Annotated in this window: 19 protein-coding genes; 4 read left to right on the forward strand and 15 right to left on the reverse strand. The window is 60.3% G+C overall.

Going from position 1 to position 19,847, the window contains the following annotated elements; translation table 11 throughout:
• Window positions 1–40 precede the first annotated feature (40 nt).
• Genes ACZ47E_RS19750 through ACZ47E_RS19765 form a run of 4 tightly spaced genes read right to left on the reverse strand, consistent with a single transcriptional unit; the run spans window position 41 to window position 4,226 of the window.
• A complete protein-coding gene (locus tag ACZ47E_RS19750) occupies window positions 41–1,309 on the reverse strand; it encodes an ABC transporter substrate-binding protein (protein WP_278067560.1) in 1,269 nt (422 codons plus the stop codon).
• 43 nt (window positions 1,310–1,352) lie between these two features.
• Window positions 1,353–2,453 carry an ABC transporter ATP-binding protein gene (locus ACZ47E_RS19755; protein ID WP_004444973.1) on the reverse strand — a complete coding sequence of 367 codons (1,101 nt, stop codon included), beginning with the start codon at window positions 2,451–2,453 and terminating at the stop codon, window positions 1,353–1,355.
• 2 nt (window positions 2,454–2,455) lie between these two features.
• A complete protein-coding gene (locus tag ACZ47E_RS19760; protein WP_278067561.1) occupies window positions 2,456–3,340 on the reverse strand; it encodes a carbohydrate ABC transporter permease in 885 nt (294 codons plus the stop codon).
• A gap of 4 nt (window positions 3,341–3,344) precedes the next feature.
• Entirely contained in the window at window positions 3,345–4,226 is an 882-nt protein-coding gene (locus tag ACZ47E_RS19765; RefSeq protein ID WP_034496616.1) for a carbohydrate ABC transporter permease, read from the reverse strand.
• A gap of 212 nt (window positions 4,227–4,438) precedes the next feature.
• Here ACZ47E_RS19765 and ACZ47E_RS19770 point away from each other — a divergent pair, with 212 nt between their 5' ends.
• Window positions 4,439–5,365, forward strand: coding sequence for a helix-turn-helix domain-containing protein (locus ACZ47E_RS19770; protein WP_004444978.1), 927 nt, complete (start codon window positions 4,439–4,441; stop codon window positions 5,363–5,365).
• 29 nt (window positions 5,366–5,394) lie between these two features.
• Here the strand turns inward: ACZ47E_RS19770 and ACZ47E_RS19775 are convergent, their stop codons facing one another.
• The 8 genes from ACZ47E_RS19775 to kduI all read right to left on the reverse strand — a co-directional run bounded on the left by ACZ47E_RS19775 (window position 5,395) and on the right by kduI (window position 13,013).
• Complete coding sequence (locus ACZ47E_RS19775; RefSeq protein ID WP_044459266.1) at window positions 5,395–6,675, reverse strand: TRAP transporter large permease; 1,281 nt, start codon at window positions 6,673–6,675, stop codon at window positions 5,395–5,397.
• Entirely contained in the window at window positions 6,676–7,197 is a 522-nt protein-coding gene (locus tag ACZ47E_RS19780) for a TRAP transporter small permease (protein WP_022562649.1), read from the reverse strand.
• A 70-nt stretch (window positions 7,198–7,267) separates the two neighbouring features.
• Window positions 7,268–8,245, reverse strand: a complete 978-nt coding sequence (locus ACZ47E_RS19785; RefSeq protein WP_004444981.1) for a TRAP transporter substrate-binding protein — start codon at window positions 8,243–8,245, stop codon at window positions 7,268–7,270.
• Between the two features lie 144 nt (window positions 8,246–8,389).
• Complete coding sequence (locus ACZ47E_RS19790) at window positions 8,390–9,268, reverse strand: D-galactarolactone isomerase (RefSeq protein ID WP_278067562.1); 879 nt, start codon at window positions 9,266–9,268, stop codon at window positions 8,390–8,392.
• Window positions 9,265–10,401, reverse strand: a complete 1,137-nt coding sequence (locus ACZ47E_RS19795) for a D-galactarolactone cycloisomerase (protein WP_004444983.1) — start codon at window positions 10,399–10,401, stop codon at window positions 9,265–9,267. The genes ACZ47E_RS19790 and ACZ47E_RS19795 overlap by 4 nt, the downstream gene beginning before the upstream one ends.
• Before the next feature lie 23 nt (window positions 10,402–10,424).
• Window positions 10,425–11,336 carry a 5-dehydro-4-deoxyglucarate dehydratase gene (gene kdgD, locus ACZ47E_RS19800; RefSeq protein ID WP_004444985.1) on the reverse strand — a complete coding sequence of 304 codons (912 nt, stop codon included), beginning with the start codon at window positions 11,334–11,336 and terminating at the stop codon, window positions 10,425–10,427.
• 112 nt (window positions 11,337–11,448) lie between these two features.
• Window positions 11,449–12,192, reverse strand: coding sequence for a 2-dehydro-3-deoxy-D-gluconate 5-dehydrogenase KduD (gene kduD, locus ACZ47E_RS19805; protein ID WP_034496620.1), 744 nt, complete (start codon window positions 12,190–12,192; stop codon window positions 11,449–11,451).
• Entirely contained in the window at window positions 12,189–13,013 is an 825-nt protein-coding gene (kduI, locus tag ACZ47E_RS19810) for a 5-dehydro-4-deoxy-D-glucuronate isomerase (protein WP_174150066.1), read from the reverse strand. The genes kduD and kduI overlap by 4 nt, the downstream gene beginning before the upstream one ends.
• A 137-nt stretch (window positions 13,014–13,150) precedes the next feature.
• Here kduI and ACZ47E_RS19815 point away from each other — a divergent pair, with 137 nt between their 5' ends.
• The 3 genes from ACZ47E_RS19815 to ACZ47E_RS19825 all read left to right on the forward strand — a co-directional run bounded on the left by ACZ47E_RS19815 (window position 13,151) and on the right by ACZ47E_RS19825 (window position 15,148).
• Window positions 13,151–13,948, forward strand: a complete 798-nt coding sequence (locus ACZ47E_RS19815; RefSeq protein WP_006700392.1) for an NAD-dependent epimerase/dehydratase family protein — start codon at window positions 13,151–13,153, stop codon at window positions 13,946–13,948.
• A gap of 107 nt (window positions 13,949–14,055) precedes the next feature.
• Window positions 14,056–14,793 (forward strand): FadR/GntR family transcriptional regulator, encoded by a 738-nt coding sequence (locus tag ACZ47E_RS19820; protein ID WP_004444990.1) that lies wholly within the window; start codon window positions 14,056–14,058, stop codon window positions 14,791–14,793.
• A gap of 37 nt (window positions 14,794–14,830) precedes the next feature.
• A complete protein-coding gene (locus tag ACZ47E_RS19825; protein WP_006700391.1) occupies window positions 14,831–15,148 on the forward strand; it encodes a cupin domain-containing protein in 318 nt (105 codons plus the stop codon).
• 8 nt (window positions 15,149–15,156) lie between these two features.
• Here the strand turns inward: ACZ47E_RS19825 and ACZ47E_RS19830 are convergent, their stop codons facing one another.
• The 3 genes from ACZ47E_RS19830 to ACZ47E_RS19840 all read right to left on the reverse strand — a co-directional run bounded on the left by ACZ47E_RS19830 (window position 15,157) and on the right by ACZ47E_RS19840 (window position 19,842).
• A complete protein-coding gene (locus tag ACZ47E_RS19830; protein WP_278067564.1) occupies window positions 15,157–16,389 on the reverse strand; it encodes a M24 family metallopeptidase in 1,233 nt (410 codons plus the stop codon).
• Window positions 16,390–16,707: 318 nt separating this feature from the next.
• On the reverse strand, window positions 16,708–18,711 hold the full coding sequence (locus tag ACZ47E_RS19835; protein WP_174150068.1) for an aldo/keto reductase: 2,004 nt from the start codon (window positions 18,709–18,711) through the stop codon (window positions 16,708–16,710).
• A gap of 45 nt (window positions 18,712–18,756) precedes the next feature.
• Window positions 18,757–19,842: an ABC transporter ATP-binding protein gene (locus ACZ47E_RS19840; RefSeq protein ID WP_174150069.1), complete on the reverse strand. Its 1,086-nt coding sequence runs from the start codon at window positions 19,840–19,842 to the stop codon at window positions 18,757–18,759.
• Window positions 19,843–19,847: the final 5 nt, after the last annotated feature.

Below are 19,847 nucleotides of genomic sequence, written 5' to 3' on the forward strand. Positions count from 1 at the left end.
GTGAGCCCGCCGCCACGGACGCGGCGGCGGGAGATTGCCGTCAATCGAACTTCGCCAGAACATCATTAGTGGAATCGACGATCTGCTCGGCCGCCTCCTCCGCCGTCAGCTGGCCATAGGCATATTCTTCCAGCGTATCGATGAAGGCCGAGCGGATTTCCGGATGTTCGTTGAAGGGCGATACCACCGGCCCGGATGCGGCCATGACGATGGCATTGGCGGCTCGCACTTCCGGCTCGCCCTTGTCGCCCAGACGTGCAGCCGCAGCCTTGGATGCCGGCAACCCACGCGAGGTGCCGAGTGCGTCGATACCCTCAGGCTCGTTCAGCAGGCAGTTCAGTATCTGCGCCGCTGCTTCCGGGTTCTTCGAGTTTTTAGAGATCGAGAACACCATTGAAGGCTTGCGATAGACCCCCTCGGTCACCGCGTCTGCAAGCTTCAGCATTGGCACGGGTTTCAGAACCTGCCCCTGCTTCAGGGGATCGGCATATTTTGAATAGGTCGAATCCCATTCATAGGAGCCGGCAATGCGGCCTTCAGACCAGGACGGCTTTTCATAAAGATTGACATTGCCATCGGCCGCTTCCTCTTTCTGGGAGCGGATGGATCCGGTTTCGACCAGCTTGCCGACAAAGGAAATGCCCTCGGCCAGTTCCTCCGGCGTCCAGGCCACGCGGTTTGTCTTGGGATCGACCAGATCCTTGCCGGTTTTCTGCACAACGGCCAGCGTCACCAGAAGCTGGGCGGTCTCCTTGACGGCGTTGAAGGTATAATAGTCCTTACCGAGCTTTTCCTTGATGGTCTTCGTCGCCGCGAAGAACTCATCCCAGGTCTTCGGAATTTCGATACCCGCCTTTTCGAAGGTCGTGGCATTGAAGAAGAAGACGCGGCCGGTGGTGGAAACGGAAAGCCCCTGCAGCACGCCGTTCATCGACCCCGCCTCCAGATCGCTCTCGGCCCATTGGGAAAGATCGAGCGGCTTCAGCTGGCGCAGATCGGCAAAACCTTCGCCATTCTTGGAAAACAGCGGCAGCCACGGCCAGTTGACCTGAACGATATCAGCTTCCGTCTTGCCCGCCATCTGGGTGGTGAGCTTTTCGAGATAACCGTCGAAACCGGTGAACTCGCCCTTGATCGTGTGGCCGTATTTCTCGCCACAGGCGGCAATCGCTTTCTGGGTGGCGACATGGCGGCTCTCGCCGCCCCACCATGACATGCGCAGTTCCGCGGCACCTGCCGCAGGAGCGGTCGCCATCGCCACATAAGCGGCACCGGCAAGCATCGCCATCATTCTGGTCATCATCTTCATTGTTCTTCTCCTCCTCGAAAAATCAGGCACGCCCGTCCGCTCCTCACAGCGAAACGTTGCGCCCATCGGCCTTGTCGAAAATATGCAGCTTCTCCGGGTCCGGCTTCAGGCGCAGAAGACCATCGCGGCCGAGCACCTCGAATTCCGCCGCGCCGACGACGCTGACGACCTTCTGGCCGCCGAGATCGGCGTGCAGATAGACCTCGTGGCCCATGAATTCCGCATTGGTGAGTTTCGCCTGCAGCGCCGGACCATCGGTCGCCTCCGCCAATGAGAAATGCTGCGGACGGATGCCGATGACGGCGTCCGTGGGTCTCGCCGATAGTCGCTGTTCCAGATGCGCGCCGATCGGCAGGCGCTGACCGGCGATCACGAATTCAGTACCCTCGATTGCCACATCCACGAGGTTCATTTCCGGCGTGCCGATGAAGCCGGCGACGAAGAGATTGGCCGGATGGTTGTAAAGCTCCTTCGGCGTCGCGACCTGCATGATGCGACCTGCCTGCATGACGCAGATGCGGTCACCCATGGTCATGGCCTCCGTCTGGTCATGGGTGACGTAGATAACAGTCGATGACAGGCCTTCCGCTTTCAACTGGCGGTGCAGATCGGTAATGCGAACCCGCATCGAAGCACGAAGCTTGGCGTCGAGATTGGACAGCGGCTCATCGAACAAAAACACACCCGGTTTCTTGATGAGCGCACGGCCGAGCGCCACACGCTGCGCCTGCCCGCCGGAAAGCTGCTTCGGCAGACGGTCGAGCAGCGGCTCGATCTCCAGGATGCGCGCGACATTGTCGATGGCCTTCTCGATCTCCGGCTTGGCGACACCGGCGATCTTCAGGCCGAAGGCGAGATTGCCGCGCACCTTCATATGCGGATAAAGCGCATAGTTCTGGAACACCATGGCAATGGAGCGCTTGCCGGGCGGCAGGTCGTTGACCCGCTGATCGCCGATCAGGATTTCACCGCCGGTGATTTCCTCCAGCCCCGCCACCATGCGCAACGTCGTGGATTTGGCGCAGCCCGAAGGGCCGACGAACACCATGAACTCGCCATCCTCGACGTCGAGATTGATGCCGTGCACCGCCTTGAAGCTGCCGCCATAGACTTTTTCGAGATTTTTAAGTTGAACGCTTGCCATTTTCAGCCCTTGACCCCGCCAGACGAGATCCCTTCAATGAAATACCGTTGCGCCGCGAAGAACACGATCAGCGCGGGCGCGATCGTCAGCACCGACATCGCCAGGATGCGGTTCCATTCAAAGGCTTCGGTGGTGTCGATGGAGAGTTTGAGCGCCAGGCTCACCGGATATTTGTCGACCGAGGACAGGTAGATCAGCGGACCGAGAAAGTCGTTCATCGTCCACATGAACTGGAACAGGCAGACCGAGATCAGCGCCGGCGCCAGCATCGGTACGACGATGTAGACCAGTGTCTGCAGGCTGTTGGCGCCGTCCACCCGGGCGGCCTCTTCCATGTCCGAGGGCAGCGAGCGCAGAAACTGCACCAGCATGAAGACAAAGAAGGCATCACCGGCGAAAGCCGAGGGCACCCAGAGCGGCAGGAAACTGTCCAGCCAGCCGAGATCGCGAAACAGGATATATTGCGGAATGCGGGTGACGACATTGGGCAGCAGCAGAATGGCGATGACCGAGCCGAACAGGATCTTCTTCAGCGGAAAATCGAAGCGGGCGAAGGCATAGGCCGCCATGGTGCAGGAAATCGCCGTGCCGATGACCTTCGGCACGATGATCAGGAACGAGTTCCAGAAGAACCGGCCGAAGGTGTAGGGCGTCGAGGTTTCCCAGCCGCGGATATAGCCATCCAGCGTCGGGTTTTCCGGGATGAAACCGGCACCGGAGAAGATTTCCGAATTGGTCTTGAAGCTTGCGCCCACCAGCCAGATCAGCGGGTAGAGCATGACGAGTCCGACCGCAAAGAGAAGCACATAGCGGACCGAGGTGGAAAGCAGCCTGAGCCGCGCCCGGCGGGCCGCCTGCATGTCGTTTAGGGTTGCGATATCGGTCATGGCATCAGTTCCGCTTGTCGCCGGCGTAATAGACCCACTTCTTCGAGGACCAGAAGGCCACGAGGGTCAGCACGGTGATGATGGTGAAGAGCACCCAGGCGATTGCGGAGGCATAGCCCATGTTGAACTTCTTGAAGGCCTCGTCGTAGATATAAAGAGGCAGGAGATAGGTGGACTTCAGCGGCCCGCCCTGGGTGATGATGTAAGGACCGTTGAACTCCTGGAATGCCTGCACCATCTGCATGATGAGGTTGAAAAAGATCACCGGCGTCAGAAGCGGCAGGGTGATGAAGAAGAAGGTCCTCACCTTGCCGGCACCATCGATGGCGGCCGCTTCGTAAAGCGATTTGTCGATGGATTGCAGGGCCGCAAGGAAGATCACCATGGCCGAGCCGAACTGCCAGCAGCGCAGCAGCGTGATGGTGAACAGCGCATTGCCCGGATCTCCGAACCAGTCCACCGGCGACAGCCCCACGGCGGCAAGCGCCATATTGGCAAGGCCTTCGCTGGCGAAGATGTAGCGCCACAGAACCGCAATCGCGATCGAGCCGCCGAGGATGGACGGCACGTAAAAGGCGGTGCGGAAAAAGTTGATGAATTGCAACTTGTAATTGAGTATTGCCGCGATGAACAGCGCAAAGGCAAGCTTCAGCGGCACCGTCAGAAACACGTAGAACAGGGTGACGTTCAGGGATTTCATGAAGGTGCGGTCGCGGGTGAACAGCCGCTCGTAATTGGCAAGTCCTGCCCAGCTGGGATCGCTCATCAGGTCGTAACGGGTGAAACTGAGATAGAGCGAGCCAAGAAACGGAATGGCCGTGAAGATCAAAAGCCCGATGATGTAAGGCGTCAGATATCCCAGCCCCAGGAAGCGCTGAGATTTCATGATGCTCCTCCCCGCGTCCCGGCGGAACGCGACTGACAGAATACAATTTCGTACAAGTGATTCTCCCGGAACGGCCAGCGGCAGGCGCAATAATGCGTATTTCCTAGCCGCGACCGATCTCCTCCCTCATTGATACGGCGCGTAAAAGCAATTTATGCGGTGACAAAACCAAATTTCAGCGCCAAGGTGAATTAACAAAGACGAGGAAAAAGATGGACGAAATCGAAGGTGGCATCCTGTCATCCGTTCCGCCTGCGGCGCTCAACCTCAACCTGACGCGCGCGACGATCAAAATGGAGCATTCGCGCACCTGGCAGATCGACAAATCCAATCCGGTGGACGATCTCATCATCTGCCTGGAGGGGCGCGGGCACTATCTCGTTGATGGCGAAGCAAGGGTACTGGAGCCCGGTGACGCCATGCTTATTTTCCGAGGGCAACGCTTTGTCGGCTGGAACGAGCAGGCCGTGACCTATCGCGGCGTGGCGCAGCATTTCACGCTCGATATTTACGGCCGCCACAACCTGATCGCGCAGATGGACCTGAAACCGAAACTGCGGCTGAGCCGCTGGTCGCTTCTGGAGCCGCTGGTGCGCCACTACCGGCAGAGCGCGCCTCCTTCCTCCGTCACTCTGGGTCAACATCATCTCTTCATGGTGCTTCTGATCGCCTTCATCGATGACGCGTTTCTGGGTTGGGTCGACCGCCCGAGTTTTCAGCCGGAGGGTACGGAAGGCCTCGACCTTGCGGTGATGAAGGCGATCACGATGATTTCCGCCAATCCGTTGGACCCCGACATTGCCGGGCGGGCCACCGATGCGGCGCCCTATAATCGCGATTATTTCCTGCGGGAATTCCAGAAGCGGGTGGGACGGACGCCGCGCAAATATCAGGAGTTCAAACGCATGGAACGCGCCATGCATTTTCTCGAGGCCGGACTTTCGGTCTCGGCAGCGGCGGCGGAGGTGGGTTATGGCGACCCCTATTATTTCTCGCGCATGTTCAAGCGGACATTGGGATTAAGCCCGCGTGACCATATGAACCGGATACGCCGCAGCCGGCACGGCAACCTGATGGCATTTGACGAGCATGAGCAGCAAAGGCTGCTTGCCGACGAAACGGAAAAGGCCCCGGCATAACGGGGCCTGCTCGTTTGAAAGCGCTGGAATTACCGGAACAGTGACGGCAACCACAGGGACAGCGACGGAATATAGGTGACAGCAAGCAGCACCGCGATGCTGGCGCCGAAGAACGGCCAGATCGTCCGCATTGCCTCCCGTATCGATATGCCGCCCACCGCGCAGCCGACGAAGAGCACCGTTCCGACCGGCGGCGTATTGAGACCGATGCCGGCGTTCAGGATCATCACCACGCCGAAATGCACGGGGTCGATGCCGAAGGCCTTTACGACAGGCAGAAGCACCGGCGTGGAAATGATGACCATCGGCGCCATGTCCATGAAGGTGCCGAGCAGCAGCAGGATGATGTTGATGACAAGCAGCACGATGATCGGGTTGTCCGAAATCGCGCTGATTGCGGCAATCATTAACGTCTGGACCTGCAGAAAGGCCATCAGCCAGCCGAAGGACGCCGCCGTGCCGATGACCAGCAGCACCATGGCCGTGGTGCGGACAGCACCCATCACCGCATCCACGAAGCCGTCCCAGTTGAGTTCGCGATAGACCAGCATGGCGACGAGGAAGGCATAGAGCACGGCGATGCAGGAACTCTCCGTCGCGGTGAAGATGCCCGAACGCACGCCGCCGAAGATGATGCCTATCAGCAGGATGCCGGGGAAAGACGCCAGCAGATAATACATCAGCTTCGAGAAACCGGGGAAAGGCTCGGACGGATAGCCCTTGCGCCGGGCGACGATATAGGCCGTCACCATCAGCGCTGCTGCAAGCAACAGGCCCGGAATGATACCGGCGGTGAAGAGATCGGCCACAGAGACATTGCCGCCCGCCGCGATGGAATAGAGGATCATGTTGTGCGAGGGCGGGATCATCAGCGCAATGATGGCGGCGTTGACGGTGACATTAACGGCGTAATCCCTGTCGTAACCGCGTTTTGCCATCTGCGGTATCATCAGCCCGCCCACCGCAGAGGCGTCGGCCACGGCCGAGCCGGAAATGCCGCCGAACAGTGTCGAAGCCACGATGTTGACCTGACCGAGACCGCCGCGCAGGTGCCCCACGAGGCCTGCCGCGAAGCGGATGAGGCGATGGGCGATGCCGCCGCGCACCATCAGGTCACCGGCGAAGATGAAGAACGGTATCGCCATCATCGCGAAGACATTCATGCCGGAATTCATCTGCTGGAACACCACGATGGGCGGCAGGCCGAGATAAAGAACCGTGGCGAAGGACGCGATGCCGAGACAGAACGCGATCGGCGTTCCGATCAGCATCAGCAGGGTGAATACCCCGAAGAGAATGGTGTAAGCCATTTATGCGGCCTCCTGCACGATCACGTCTGCAGCGATTTCCTCGCCGATGGAAAGATCGACGAAACGTTCGGCAGCAAACAGCGCGATAAGGAAACCGCCGCCGATCAGCGGAAAGAAATCCGTCCCGCCCGGCCAGCCGAGAACAGGGATCGTCGCCGTCCATGTCCCCATGGCAAGCGAGGTGCCATACCAGGCCATGCCGGCACCGAAGAAGAAGATCAGCGCAAGGCTTGTCAGGTCCATGCCCTTCTGCACACGCGGCGGCATCATGTAGCGCAGAATATCGAGCCCCAGATGCACGCTCTCGCGCACGCCGACGGCGGCGCCAAGCATGATGAACCACGACATGAGATGCAGCGACAGCGGCTCAGACCAGCTGGGTGAATCGTTGAGAATGTACCGCGCAAAGACCTGCCAGCCGACGATAAGCGTCATGGCGATCATGCCGATACCGGCAATATAAAGCGACGCGTGGCTAAGCGCGCCGAGAAAAGGGCGGATGGCCCGCATGAAGTGTCGCATTGTCTGTTCCTCCCGCATCAACGGCGACAAAAGAAAACCGGCCCTGTTTCCAAGGCCGGTTTCCCACGCGTTACTTGACCGCTTTCACCCGTTCCAGAAGGTCCTTCATCTTCGGATCGGTGACGAACTTGTCGTAGACCGGACCCATCGCGGCGGCGAATTCCTCCTTGTTGACCTTGATGACATTGACCCCGCCGGCCCGGACCTTTTCTTCCGATGCCTTTTCGCGGGCGCTCCACAGTTCGCGCATCTTGCCGACCGAATCCTTGGCCGCCTGGCGCAGCAGCTTCTGGTCTTCCGGGGAGAGCTTGTCCCAGGAGATCTTCGAAATGACGAGGATTTCCGGGTTCAGAGAATGTTCGGTCAGAGAATAGTTCTTTGCCACCTCATAATGACGGGCGGATTCGTAGGATGGCCAGTTGTTTTCGGCACCATCGACAACACCGGTTTCCAGTGAGGAATAGACCTCGCCCATCGGCATCGGCGTCGGGTTGGCGCCGAAGGCCTGCATCATCGAAATCCACAGGTCCGACTGCTGCACGCGGATTTTGAGCCCCTTCAGATCCGCCAGTTTTTCGATGGGCTTTTTGGTGGTGTAGAAGGATCGGGCGCCGGAATCGTAAAAGGCGAGACCGACGAGACCGTGCGGTTCGAAGGCAGCCAGAACCTCATCACCAATCGGACCGTCGACCGTATTGTGCATGTGCTCCGTCGAGCGGAACAGGAAAGGCAGACCAAGAACGGTGGTTTCCTTGACCAGATTGTTGAAAGGCGCGGCATTGACGCGGTTCATGTCGATGACGCCGAAGCGGGTCTGCTCGATGGTGTCCTTTTCGCCGCCAAGAACGGAATTGTTCATGACCTGTATCTTGATACGGCCATTGGTCCGCTCGGCCAGAAGCTCGCCCATATATTTCACGGCTTCGACCGTGGGATAACCGTCCGGATGAATATCGGCCGAACGCAGGGTGATTTCCTGCGCCATGGCGGAAACACCGGACAGCGCGATCCCCATCGCGACGCACATCATGCTTGCAATCTTTTTCATGCTTTCCTCCTCCATTGTTGAAACGGCCCAGCCCCTCCAAGGCTTGTCGGGCCGATTTTTTCACGCCCATCCGGGCCGGCATGCAAAGACCTTTCATGTGAAAAGGATGATGGGGCCTCCCTTCCCCAACCATCCCGGATTGACCTATGACGCCTTGAATGGCGGCAGCTTGAACAGCTCTTCGGGGTTTTCGACCAGCGCCCGATGACGCGCCGCCTCATCCGGAAGCCAGCCAAGCGTCAGTTCCGCAAGGCGGGCATCGTCAGGATAGGCAGCCGTCTCCCGTACAGAATTATGCGGCCAGTTGGTGCCCCAGACGATGCGTTCCGGCGCATGCGCCGCGATCACCCGCGAAAAGGCGGCCACATCCTCGTACGGCCAGCTTTCGCGGGAGCTTTCATAAACGCCGGCGAATTTGAACCACAGATTGCCGCCGTCGATGAGTTTCAGAAGCGCCGCCATTTCCGGCCCATCGGTTTTGAGGCCCTTGAAGAACTTGCCGTGATGATCGAACACCCAGCGCGAGCGGATTTTCTGAAGACGCGGCAGATGGTCGAGAAGACCGTTTCCGTCGAACTGTACCGCCACCATCCAGTCGGCCGCATGCGCCCGCTCGTCCACCGCTTCCAGTTCGGAAAGGTTCACCGCGCCACCCGGCAGATCCATGATACGCGCGCCGACCGCACCCGCGGCGGCAAGCTTCTCCATGTCCTTTTCGCTCGTGGTGGCATCGATGACGACGACCGCGCGCGCCGCCTCGCCCATCTCGGCAACACAGGCCAGCGTATTGCCATTGTCTCGCTGATGGGCATTGCCCTGCGTGATGATGACCCGGTCTATGCCGAGCCATTGCATGAGGCGACGATAATCCTCCGGTCCCGGCAGGGCGCCCGGCGGAAGGCCGGGGCCACCCGGCAAGGCGGGATATCCGGGCAGATACATGTGCATCTGCGTATCGACCGCGCCTTTCGGGAAAGCGGGTCTCGGCGCGGTGCCGCTCAGCTTTCTGACGAGTTCACTCATGGGTCTGGCATCCTGAATTCAACGAGTGCATCCCGGTTGATCTCAATGCCGAGACCGGGACCATCGGGAATGGCGACGATACCGTTCACCGCTTCGAGAGGTTCACTGAGAACCGCCTGACGGAACGGATTATGGGTGCGGTCAAATTCCATGATCGGTTCGATGGGATTGACCCGCACCGGATCAGGCGTCATCGCCGCCATGAATTGCAGCGCGGCTGCGATCTGTACGCCGGTGCCCCAGACATGCGGCACGATGCGCACGCCGTGCAGCGTGGCAAGCGTGGCAATCTTCTGCGTTTCTGAAAAACCGCCGCAGCCGCAGAGATCGGGCTGGAGAATATCCACGGCACCGGCGGAAAGCGCCTGCCACATGCCGTGACGCCCATGCCAGGTCTCGCCGCCCGCAACCGGGATCGGCTGCCCTGCCCGTACACGCTGATAGGCATCGAGCTGTTCGGGAACCACCGGCTCCTCGAACCAGTCGATGCCATAGTCGGCGGCGCGGTTGCCAAGCGTGACGGCTTCGGTGACCGTATAACCGTGATTGGCATCGATCATCAGCCGCATGTCAGGCCCGATCGCCTCTCGAACCGCGGCTATGACCCTGAGGTCTTCCTCGATGCCGAAGCCGATCTTGATCTTGCAGGCGTGGAAGCCGTCAGCGCGGCGCTCCGCCATTTCGGACGCATTGTCTGAAACGCGGTCGACACCATCACGCTTGAAGCTGCCAGTGGCATAGGCGCGCACGCTCTCGCGCCAGCGCCCGCCGAGCAGCATCGAGATGGAAGCACCGTAATGCTTGCCCTTGATGTCCCACAACGCGATATCGATGCCGGACAGGGCCGTAAGACTGAGGCCGCGCTGGCCCTGATCGCGCAAGGCATTATAAAGCACGGCCCAGATCTTTTCGGTCTGGCGAGGGTCCTGGCCGATGAGCCAGCCGGAATAGGCCTGGACCACGGCGGCGTTCGGCCGCGCCGGGCCGAGGCATTCGCCCCAGCCGACGGTCCCGTCGTCGCATTCGATTTCCACCAGAACATGGGCCCGCCGGTCGAAACGCATGGAGGCGCTTTCGAACGGCGTGTCCAGACGATGTTCGAGCAGATGCGTGCGCACTGCCGTGATCTTCATGGCTCCCCTCCCATTAAGCGTCCTCAGGCCTTGCGCTTGTGCGTGCCAATCAGGGCTTCGAGCATGCCGATTTCCTCATTGGTCAGGTCCTTCAGCGGCGCACGCACCGGACCGGCATCGAAGCCCTGCAGGCGGACGCCAGCCTTGATGGCGGAGACGGCATAACCCTTGGCGCGGTTGCGGATCGCCATGAATGGATAGAAGAAATCGACAAGAATGCGCTCGCAGGTGGCACGCTCGCCGGCGCGCAGCGCCGCGTAGAACTCGTTGGCAAGGCCGGGCACGAAGTTGAATACGGCCGAGGAATAGGTCGTGAAACCGGCACCGAGATAGGCTTCGGCGAACAGTTCCGCGGTTGGCATTCCGCCGAGATACATCAGGCGGTCCCCCATCTTGGCGGTGATCTGGCGAACGAGGCCGATATCGCCGGTGCCGTCCTTGAAGCCGACAAGGTTCGGGCACTCGTCGCACAGCCGCGCCAGCGTATCGGCCTGAAGAACCGAGTTGTCACGGTTATAGACCATGACACCGATGCCGACCGACTGACACACCTTCTTGATATGGGCGTAAAGCCCTTCCTGCGGCGCATCGATGAGGTAATGCGGCAGAAGCAGGATGCCATCGGCGCCGACCTTTTCGACAGAGCGGGCGATATCAACCGCAATTTCAGTGCCGTAACCGCAGCCGGAAACGATGGCGGTTTCGCCGGCGACTTCCTTGGCGGCGGAAACGATCGTCGGAATCTCATCCGGCTTCAGCGAAAAGAACTCGCCGGTGCCGCCTGCGGCAAACAGCACCGGCGCCTTGTAACCGGCAAGCCATTCGACATGGGCCCTGTAGCTGTCGGCAGCGAAACGGCCCTCGGAATCGAAATGGGTGACCGGGAAAGACAGAAGGCCGGAGCCGAGAGCCGTTTTGATTTGTTCAGGGTTCATGATTGGTATTCCTTTGAAGTTCAATGACTGAAAGTCACCTAAACGACTTGCCGTATATTTGTCAACAATTCATCATACAAGTTATATGATGAATTTTACAAGCGGGCGCGGCTCAGCGCGCCAGCCAGCCGCCATCGACATTGAGAATGGCGCCATGCACATAATCCGCCGCCGGCGAAGCAAGGAAAACCGCCGCCCCGGCTATATCGTCTGAATGACCCCAGCGGCCAGCCGGAATGCGCTCGAGAATGGCCCTGTTGCGGGCCGCATCCGCGCGCAGCGCCTCTGTATTGTTTGTTTCGATGTAGCCCGGCGCAATCGCATTCACATTGATGCCCTTCGCCGCCCACTCATTTGCCAGAAGTTTGGTGAGACCGGCGACGCCATGTTTTGCAGCCGTATAGGACGGCACACGAATGCCCCCCTGGAACGACAGGAGCGAGGCGATATTGACGACCTTGCCGGGGCGGCCGTTCGCCAGCAGCTCCTTTGCAAAGGCCTGCGTGGTGAAAAACAGCGCCTTGAGGTTGACGTCCATCACCTCGTCCCAGTCCAGCTCGGAAAATTCAACGGAATCGGCACGGCGGATGATGCCGGCATTGTTGACGAGAATGTCGAAACCGGCACCGGCAAAACTGTCTTTTGCCGCCAGCGGATCGGCAAAGTCGATAGACAATGCGCTGGCCTTGCCGCCGTCACTCGCGATGATGGCAAGCGTTTCATCCGGCGCACGACGGGCGGCGCAGACGACGTCCGCACCGGCAGCGGCGAGACCCACCGCAATCGCCTGGCCGAGCCCCGTATTCGCGCCGGTGACGAGCGCCTTGCGCCCCTGAAGCGAAAAGGGGTTCCTCATTTCAGGTCTCCCGGCTGAATGAAGTCCATGTCGGTATAGTCGACATTGTCGCCAGCCATGGCCCAGATGAAGGTGTAGGAGCCGATGCCCGCACCGGAATGAATGGACCAGGGCGGGGAAATCGCGCCTTCTTCATTTGAAATGAACAGGTGGCGGGTCTCCTGCGGCTCGCCCATCAGGTGCAGCACGCGCGACTTTTCATCCATGCCGAAATAGAGATAGGCCTCCATGCGGCGATCATGAATATGCGAGGGAATGGTGTTCCAGACCGAGCCGTCCTCCAGTGTCGTATATCCCAGCACCAGCTGGCAGCTTTCCATGACCAGCGGATGGATGAACTGGTTGATGGTGCGCTTGTTGGAGGTTTCGGTTGCACCAAGCTTGACCTCCTTGCTGTTCGCCAGCGTCACCAGCTTCGCCGGCAGGCTGCGATGCGCCGGGCACGAGGTGATATAGAATCGCCCGGCGCCGTCGAAGGTCACCGCGCCGCTGCCGGCACCGAGATAAAGCACGTCACCGCGGTTCAGCGTGTAGGTTTCGCCGCCGGCGCTGACCGTGCCCGCCTCACCGATGTTGACGATGCCCATTTCACGCCGATCGAGGAAGGAAGGTGTCCTGGTTTCCTCCACCTTGTCGAGCGTCAGCGGCTTTCCGTCAGGCACGGCGCCGCCCATCACGAAGCGGTCGTAATGGGTGTAGATCAGCCTGACTTCACCGGAACGGAACATGTCGCTGGCGAGGAAATGCCGGCGGAGACCTTCGGTATCCAGCGTTTTTGCATATTCCGGGTTCACGGCCTGCCTTGTTTCGACGGTCAGCATCAAACTCATCCTTCATGATTGTTGCGTATGGCACATAATATATGTTATCCGCTTTTTGTACGATCTGTATGACAAGGTCAAGAGGCGCTGCCATATCTGACTGCGTCGATGACGTATAATGCTGATGGAGAATTGCGATGAAACGGCTTCTTGTTACCGGTGCGGCAGGCCAGCTCGGCCGCGTCATGCGCGAACGCCTCGCACCGGTGGCCGAGATCTTGCGCCTCGCCGATCTTGCTCCGCTAGACCCGGCAGGCCCGAACGAGGAATGCGTGCAGTGCGACCTGGCGGACGCAAATGCCGTGGATGCCATGGTCGCCGGTTGCGACGGGATTATCCACCTTGGCGGCATATCGGTGGAAAAGCCGTTCGAACAAATCGTTCAAGGCAACATCATCGGGCTTTATAATCTCTATGAAGCCGCCCGCGCCCACGGACAGCCGCGGATCGTTTTTGCCAGTTCCAACCACACGATCGGTTATTATCCCCAGACGGAGCGTCTTGGCCCCGACGCCCCCTTCCGACCGGACGGGCTTTACGGCGTCTCCAAGTGTTTTGGCGAAAACCTGGCCCGCATGTATTTCGAGAAGTTCGGGCAGGAGACGGCGCTTGTGCGCATCGGTTCCTGCACCCCGGAACCCACCAATTATCGCATGTTGTCCACCTGGTTCTCGCACGACGATTTCGTATCGCTGATCGAAGCGGTATTTCGGGCACCGATCCTCGGCTGCCCCGTTGTCTGGGGCGCGTCTGCCAATGACGCCGGCTGGTGGGACAATTCGCATCTCGGTTTTCTCGGATGGAAACCCAAAGACAATGCGGAGGCCTTCCGGCGGCACATTGCCGAGACAACGCCGAAACCCGACCCCGGCGATGCCATGGTGCGGTTTCAGGGCGGTGTTTTCGTCGACAACCCGATCTTCAAGGCGACGTGAAATGCGGCAGGGAACGTTCCCGGCAGGCGGTGGGATTGCAAGCCGGGCCGCGAATAACGTATCGAGGAACGGTAGACGCAACCGATATTTTTAGAACGGCGACGAAGATGACAAGAACGACGACCTCCGAACCGGCAGCGCCACAGGCCAAAACGCTTGTGGTGAAGGTTTCGGAGGAACTCCGCAGCCAGATCGCCAAGGGCCGTTACAAGACTGGCGACCGCCTGCCATCGGAAGCGCAGATGACGCAGGAATTCGGCGTGAGCCGAACCGTTGTGCGCGAGGCGATTGCTTCCCTGCGCTCAGACGGTCTCGTCGAACCGCGTCAGGGCGCCGGTGTCTTCGTACTGGAGCCCGCCCCGGTCGAACGGCGGCCTTTCCATAATGTCGATCTGGCCCGCGTCTCCTCGCTGATCGAAATGCTGGAACTGCGCACCGCGGTGGAAGGCGATGCCGCGGGCCTTGCTGCGATCCGCCGTTCGCCGGCGCAGGAAGAAAAGATCATCGAGGCCTTCGACGCCTTCCGCGCCAGCGCCGCCAAGGGCAGCCCGACGGCCGAGGCCGATTTCGCCTTCCATCTGGCCGTTGCCGAAGCGACCAACAATCCCCGCTTCAGCGAGTTTCTGCAGGTGCTCGGCCCGACCGTCATTCCCCGCCGCGCCGTGGCCGAAAACGGCTCCGAGACCGTGCTTTCGCCCGCTGATCTCAGCCGTCTGGTGGGAGAGCACGAGGCGATACTGATCGCGATACAGGACGGCGACGAGGAGGCGGCGCGAAGCGCCATGCGCAATCACCTGAAAAGCAGCCAGATGCGATACCGCGCGATGTTGCGCGCACCGCGCTGAGATTGCCGCCCGAACCGCATTGACTGAGGAGAAAGATATGCAGCAGCTTCCGACCTTCCCCACTGTTTCGCCCGACGATGGCGTAGAACGCACCGTGCTTTCCGAAGCGCCCGAACTGATGGTGGTATCGTTCCGTTTCAAGACCGGCGCGGAAGGCAAGCTGCACAGCCATCCGCATGTACAATCGACCTATGTCGCCAGCGGCAGCTTCCGCTTTTACCGTGATGGCGAGGCCTACGACCTCAAGAAGGGCGATAGCCTCGTCATTCCCGGCCATATCGAGCATGGCTGCCTGTGTCTGGAAGAGGGCGAACTGATCGACTGCTTCACGCCGCGCCGCGACGATTTCCTCTGATCCGGCGATCAGTCCGCAGATAAATCCCGCAGGGTGCGTGGCAGGCTGTTCATGCACTCTGCGCCAGACGCGGTGACGAGGAACTGGTCCTCGATCATCAACGCACCCACGCCTTCCCCATAAAACGGCGCTTCGAGCGCAACGACCATGCCGGGAAGGATGACTTCCGGATTGTCGTGGGAAAAGAACGGCCATTCCTCGATACCCACGCTGCCACCAACGGAGTGGCCGAAGTGGCCGCGATAATATTCACCGAAGCCGTCCTTGCGCATCGAGGCCAGCATGGCGGCGTGCACTGCACCGAATGTATTGCCCGGGCGGAGCGCGTCCAGCCCGCGGGCGAAGGCCGCTTCCAGAGCCTTGAAGATATCGCCCGCCAAAGGCGAAACCGGCCCCCATGAAAAAGTCCGCGCGCCATCCGAAGAATAACCGTCCACCAGCGTGCCCACATCGGCCTTGATCAGCGCACCCGGCGCGACCGCTGCCGTCATATCTGACAAGGCCGGGCCGACCGAAATGAAGTCCCAATGCCCGCTCAAAGAAAAACCGGATTTCGCGGCATATGCCTGCGCGCCGGATTTCCAGGCGGTAGAGAGTTGACCAAGAACTGCCCCCGGTCGGACGGCGGCTGCCATCTCGACCAGCCCCGCCTCGGCTGCGGCTGACGCCTGCCTGAGAAGGTTGATCTCGCGTTGAGATTTCACCGCCCTCAGACGTTTCAGCACCGTCGAACCATCAACCCAGTTCACCTCGGGCAATGCCTGACGCAGCGCTAGGAAATCGGCCGCGGGCATGAATTCAAGGTCGGCACCGATGCGCGCCGCGGACAGTCCGCGCTCCCGCAGCAGATCGGAGAGCAGGCCGAAGCAGGCGGTACGATCGAATGTCTCCGGCCGCGGCCCACCTGAATTGTTGCGGCGATAGGCATCATCCACCTGCGCGATGGTGTCCACACCCGAAAGATCGACCAAATCGATCCAGATGCGATGGCAGCGCAGATCAATATCAGGTGCCGCCCTCCTGATGATCGGCGCGGCATGATCACTGACGACGGCGGCCAGCCCTGCCCCGGCATCGGCAGGCACCAGCGCAATTGCGGAACCCGCTTTGCCCCACATGGTCGCAACACCGGCAGGCGCACCAACCGCATAACGAAAGGCCTCGGGCTGGAACAGTACCAGCGCATCAATCTCCGCCTCCCGCATCAGCTGCTGGGCGCGGCCTCGGTCGATATCGCTCATGGGAACTCCGGTGATTGTTTGGCGGCAGGTTTGTGAACCTACGCTTTAGCAGTCACCGGGATAGGAAAGAAGGTGGAAGATGATGTCTCAACCCTGAGATTCATCAGTGTGAGCGAGCGGATGCCCCTTGTTTCTTCTCCCCGCCGGGGAGAAGTCCGCGGCAGCGGGATGAGGGGGCTCGCTCTCCGAAATCCGGCAACGTTCCCCCCTCATCCGACCCTTCAGGCCACCTTCTCCCCGGCGGGGAGAAGAAATATGCCGCAACGGCTTGACCTATCCGAAAGAGGCGGCAGATAAATCCTCAGCCTCAATCCACTCTTACGCCTCCAGCCACTTCACCTGCTCGTCCGTCAGCGCAATATCGAGCGCCGAAAGACTATCCTCCAGCTCCGCAATCGTGCGCGGCCCGATCAGCGGGATGACCGGGAAAGGCTGGGCGATGACATAAGCGAGAGCGATATGGATTGGGTGGCGCCCGAGTTTCTGCGCAAGCTCGATCGCCCGATCGCGACGGACGAAATTGCGGTCGGAATACCAGACGCGGACGATTTCCTCATCGTCATGCTTGTCCCGCCCTGCCCGCTCGGTGAAGAAACCGCGCCCCTGGCTGGACCAGGCGAAATTGGGGATTTGTCGGGATTTGAGCCATTCTTTCCATTCGTCATCCGATGCCGCCACGCAGCCCGCCCAGATGGGATCGAGCATTTCGGCAAGCGAGAAATTGTTGGAAAGCGCGCCGGGGGCCTGTTTGCCGTTCTTCTGCGCGTAAGCCGCGGCCTCATCCATGCGTTCGCGCGTCCAGTTCGAGCCACCGAAAATGCCGCGAATGCGCCCGCGCCGAACCTCGGCATCCATGGCATCAACGAACTCGCCCACCGGGACGTCGGGATTATCGCGATGCATGAAATAAACATCGACATAATCCGTCTTCAGACGCTCCAGCGAATGATCTAGCTGTTTGGCGATCATATCGGGATAGCAGAGCGGCGAATGCGCACCCTTGCCGATCAGCACGATCTCTTCGCGCGGCACGTTGCGGCTGGTGTGCCAGTCGCCGAAAATCGCCTCCGTTTTGCCGCCGCCATAGACATAGGCCGTATCGAAGAGATTGCCGCCCGCCTCGTAAAACGCATCGAGCGTCAGGGATGCGGAAGCGAAATTGGGGAAAAACTCGAAGCCGAGCGCGACTACCGAAGCGGGCTTGGCAAGGCCCGGTATCTGCCGCTTCGGGACCGTATTTCCGGATACAACCTTACCACCGGCTATATTGGCGATGCGCGACGTCGCCTTTTCGACGCTGTATTCCAGCCCGACGGAAGCCCGCCACTGGTCCATGACGCGCAGGTTGCCGAGGCTGTCCGCCCAGGCCATGCCGGGTGCATCGAATTCCTTTTTACCCTGGCGAATTGCTTCGCCCGCCGCATCGACCTCGAAGGAATAAAGCCAGCGATCCTCCGGCAGCTCGATGGTTTCCACCTTGTCGCCCCTGATGATATCGATCCGCCCGGTGCCGCCCTTGTGGCCGGCGGCAAACCAGAAATCCCTGACCTCGATCCGGCCGTCCGAGCCGATGATGCGCAGCACATTGTCCTGCGCCGCCATGATCGAGCACGAGACTTCGGCGACGATCCCGTTTGGGAATTTCAGCACGGCCGAGGCCCATTCATCAACGCCCGACTGGCCGAGATGGGCAGCACCCGCCACTTTTTCGGGCTCCGCAAAAGGCTTTCCATCCACAGCGCCTGCGATCATCCGCACCATGGAAACCGGATAACCGCCGACATCGAGAATGCCGCCGCCCGCGGTTTCATTGGCGAAGAGCCGGTGATCGGCCCGGAACGAGCCCATGTTGAAACCGAAGCTGGAGCGGATGATGCGGATATCGCCGACCGCGCGGGCTTTCACCAGTTCCAGCAATTTCGCCGTCTGCGGATGCAGGCGATACATATAGGCTTCACCGGCAAAAACGCCGCCCTTTTTCGCCTCATGGAAAATGGCGTCGGCGTCATAAGCGGAAATCGCGATCGGCTTTTCCACCAGCACGTTTTTGCCCGCCCGGATTGCCTTGATTGCCCACTCGGCATGGCCCGTATGGGGCGTGGCGATATAGACCGCGTCGATATCGGGATCGGCAAGCAGCGCATCGTAACCCTTCACAATGCGCGCGCCGGAAAAAGCTTCGGCAAGGCCGGGCTTGTCCGGATTGCGAGTGGCGATGGCCTCCAGCCTGCCGGTGCGGGAATGGGCGATACCGTCAGCAAAGGTTCTGGCGATGGTGCCCGGGCCGATGATGCCCCAGCGGATCGGTTGTTCGGTGGTCATGAAATCCTCGTCTTTCGTATCGGTCTTGGGTGCTTGGGAAAGGGTTCAGCGCAGGCGTTCGCCCTTGCTGTCGAAAAGGAAAGCCCGGCGGGCGGAAAGGCCGACCGTCAGCCGGTCGCGATTGCCGACATCACGCGATTCCGGCCGCTCGATGATGAGCTGCTCGCCGCCTTCGGTTCGGGCATAGACATAGCTGGTATTGCCGAGATGCTCGGCGACATCGACATGCACGGTGAGATCGGCATCGCCCCCGCCCGCATCGGCAAAATGCTCCGGCCGGATGCCGAGCGAGACCCTGGCGCCCTCGTTGACGCGCTCTTTGATCGGCAAAGTCAGCCGCACCGCAGGATCGCTGTCGAGGGCGAGCGTGACGCTGTCGGCGCCGCCGCCGATGACAGTGGCGTCGAGAAAGTTCATCTTCGGCGAGCCGACAAAGCCGGCGACAAAGCGGTTGGCGGGATCATCGTAAAGATCGAGCGGCGCACCCACCTGTTCGATATTGCCCGCCCGCAGGACCACGATCTTGTCGGCCAGCGTCATCGCCTCGGTCTGGTCATGCGTCACATAGATCATCGTGGTGCCGAGTTGCTTGTGCAGGCGCGAAATTTCGACGCGCATCTGCACCCGCAGTTCCGCATCGAGGTTGGACAGAGGCTCGTCGAACAGGAAGACCTTCGGCTCGCGCACAATGGCCCGGCCGATGGCCACACGCTGCCGCTGGCCGCCGGAAAGCTGTTTCGGCCGGCGATCCATCAGTTCATTGATCTGCAGGATTTCGGCGGCGCGGTTGACCCGCTTTTCCGTATCGGCCTTTGGGTTGCCGTTCATCCTGAGGCCGAAGGAGAGGTTTTCGGCCACCGTCATATGCGGATAAAGTGCATAGGACTGGAACACCATGGCAATGCCACGATCGGCCGGATCAGCATCACTGACCGTCTTGCCGCCAATCACGATATCGCCGCCGGAAATATCCTCCAGCCCCGCGATCATTCTGAGAAGCGTGGATTTTCCGCAGCCGGACGGGCCGACAAAAACGACGAATTCCCCGTCTTTCACCTCAAGGTTGGCGCCATGGATCACCTCCAGCGCACCGTATCGCTTGACCACGTTTTTGAGCGAAAGTTCCGCCATGCGGC

Source organism: Agrobacterium sp. 5Ca39 (assembly GCF_055382365.1).

Coding starts and splice junctions, on each gene's coding strand:
- ACZ47E_RS19750 (WP_278067560.1), bottom strand. CDS start 1,309: ATGAAGATGATGACCAGAATGATGGCGATGCTTGCCGGTGCCGCTTAT.
- ACZ47E_RS19755 (WP_004444973.1), bottom strand. CDS start 2,453: ATGGCAAGCGTTCAACTTAAAAATCTCGAAAAAGTCTATGGCGGCAGC.
- ACZ47E_RS19760 (WP_278067561.1), bottom strand. CDS start 3,340: ATGACCGATATCGCAACCCTAAACGACATGCAGGCGGCCCGCCGGGCG.
- ACZ47E_RS19765 (WP_034496616.1), bottom strand. CDS start 4,226: ATGAAATCTCAGCGCTTCCTGGGGCTGGGATATCTGACGCCTTACATC.
- ACZ47E_RS19770 (WP_004444978.1), top strand. CDS start 4,439: ATGGACGAAATCGAAGGTGGCATCCTGTCATCCGTTCCGCCTGCGGCG.
- ACZ47E_RS19775 (WP_044459266.1), bottom strand. CDS start 6,675: ATGGCTTACACCATTCTCTTCGGGGTATTCACCCTGCTGATGCTGATC.
- ACZ47E_RS19780 (WP_022562649.1), bottom strand. CDS start 7,197: ATGCGACACTTCATGCGGGCCATCCGCCCTTTTCTCGGCGCGCTTAGC.
- ACZ47E_RS19785 (WP_004444981.1), bottom strand. CDS start 8,245: ATGAAAAAGATTGCAAGCATGATGTGCGTCGCGATGGGGATCGCGCTG.
- ACZ47E_RS19790 (WP_278067562.1), bottom strand. CDS start 9,268: ATGAGTGAACTCGTCAGAAAGCTGAGCGGCACCGCGCCGAGACCCGCT.
- ACZ47E_RS19795 (WP_004444983.1), bottom strand. CDS start 10,401: ATGAAGATCACGGCAGTGCGCACGCATCTGCTCGAACATCGTCTGGAC.
- kdgD (WP_004444985.1), bottom strand. CDS start 11,336: ATGAACCCTGAACAAATCAAAACGGCTCTCGGCTCCGGCCTTCTGTCT.
- kduD (WP_034496620.1), bottom strand. CDS start 12,192: ATGAGGAACCCCTTTTCGCTTCAGGGGCGCAAGGCGCTCGTCACCGGC.
- kduI (WP_174150066.1), bottom strand. CDS start 13,013: ATGCTGACCGTCGAAACAAGGCAGGCCGTGAACCCGGAATATGCAAAA.
- ACZ47E_RS19815 (WP_006700392.1), top strand. CDS start 13,151: ATGAAACGGCTTCTTGTTACCGGTGCGGCAGGCCAGCTCGGCCGCGTC.
- ACZ47E_RS19820 (WP_004444990.1), top strand. CDS start 14,056: ATGACAAGAACGACGACCTCCGAACCGGCAGCGCCACAGGCCAAAACG.
- ACZ47E_RS19825 (WP_006700391.1), top strand. CDS start 14,831: ATGCAGCAGCTTCCGACCTTCCCCACTGTTTCGCCCGACGATGGCGTA.
- ACZ47E_RS19830 (WP_278067564.1), bottom strand. CDS start 16,389: ATGAGCGATATCGACCGAGGCCGCGCCCAGCAGCTGATGCGGGAGGCG.
- ACZ47E_RS19835 (WP_174150068.1), bottom strand. CDS start 18,711: ATGACCACCGAACAACCGATCCGCTGGGGCATCATCGGCCCGGGCACC.
- ACZ47E_RS19840 (WP_174150069.1), bottom strand. CDS start 19,842: ATGGCGGAACTTTCGCTCAAAAACGTGGTCAAGCGATACGGTGCGCTG.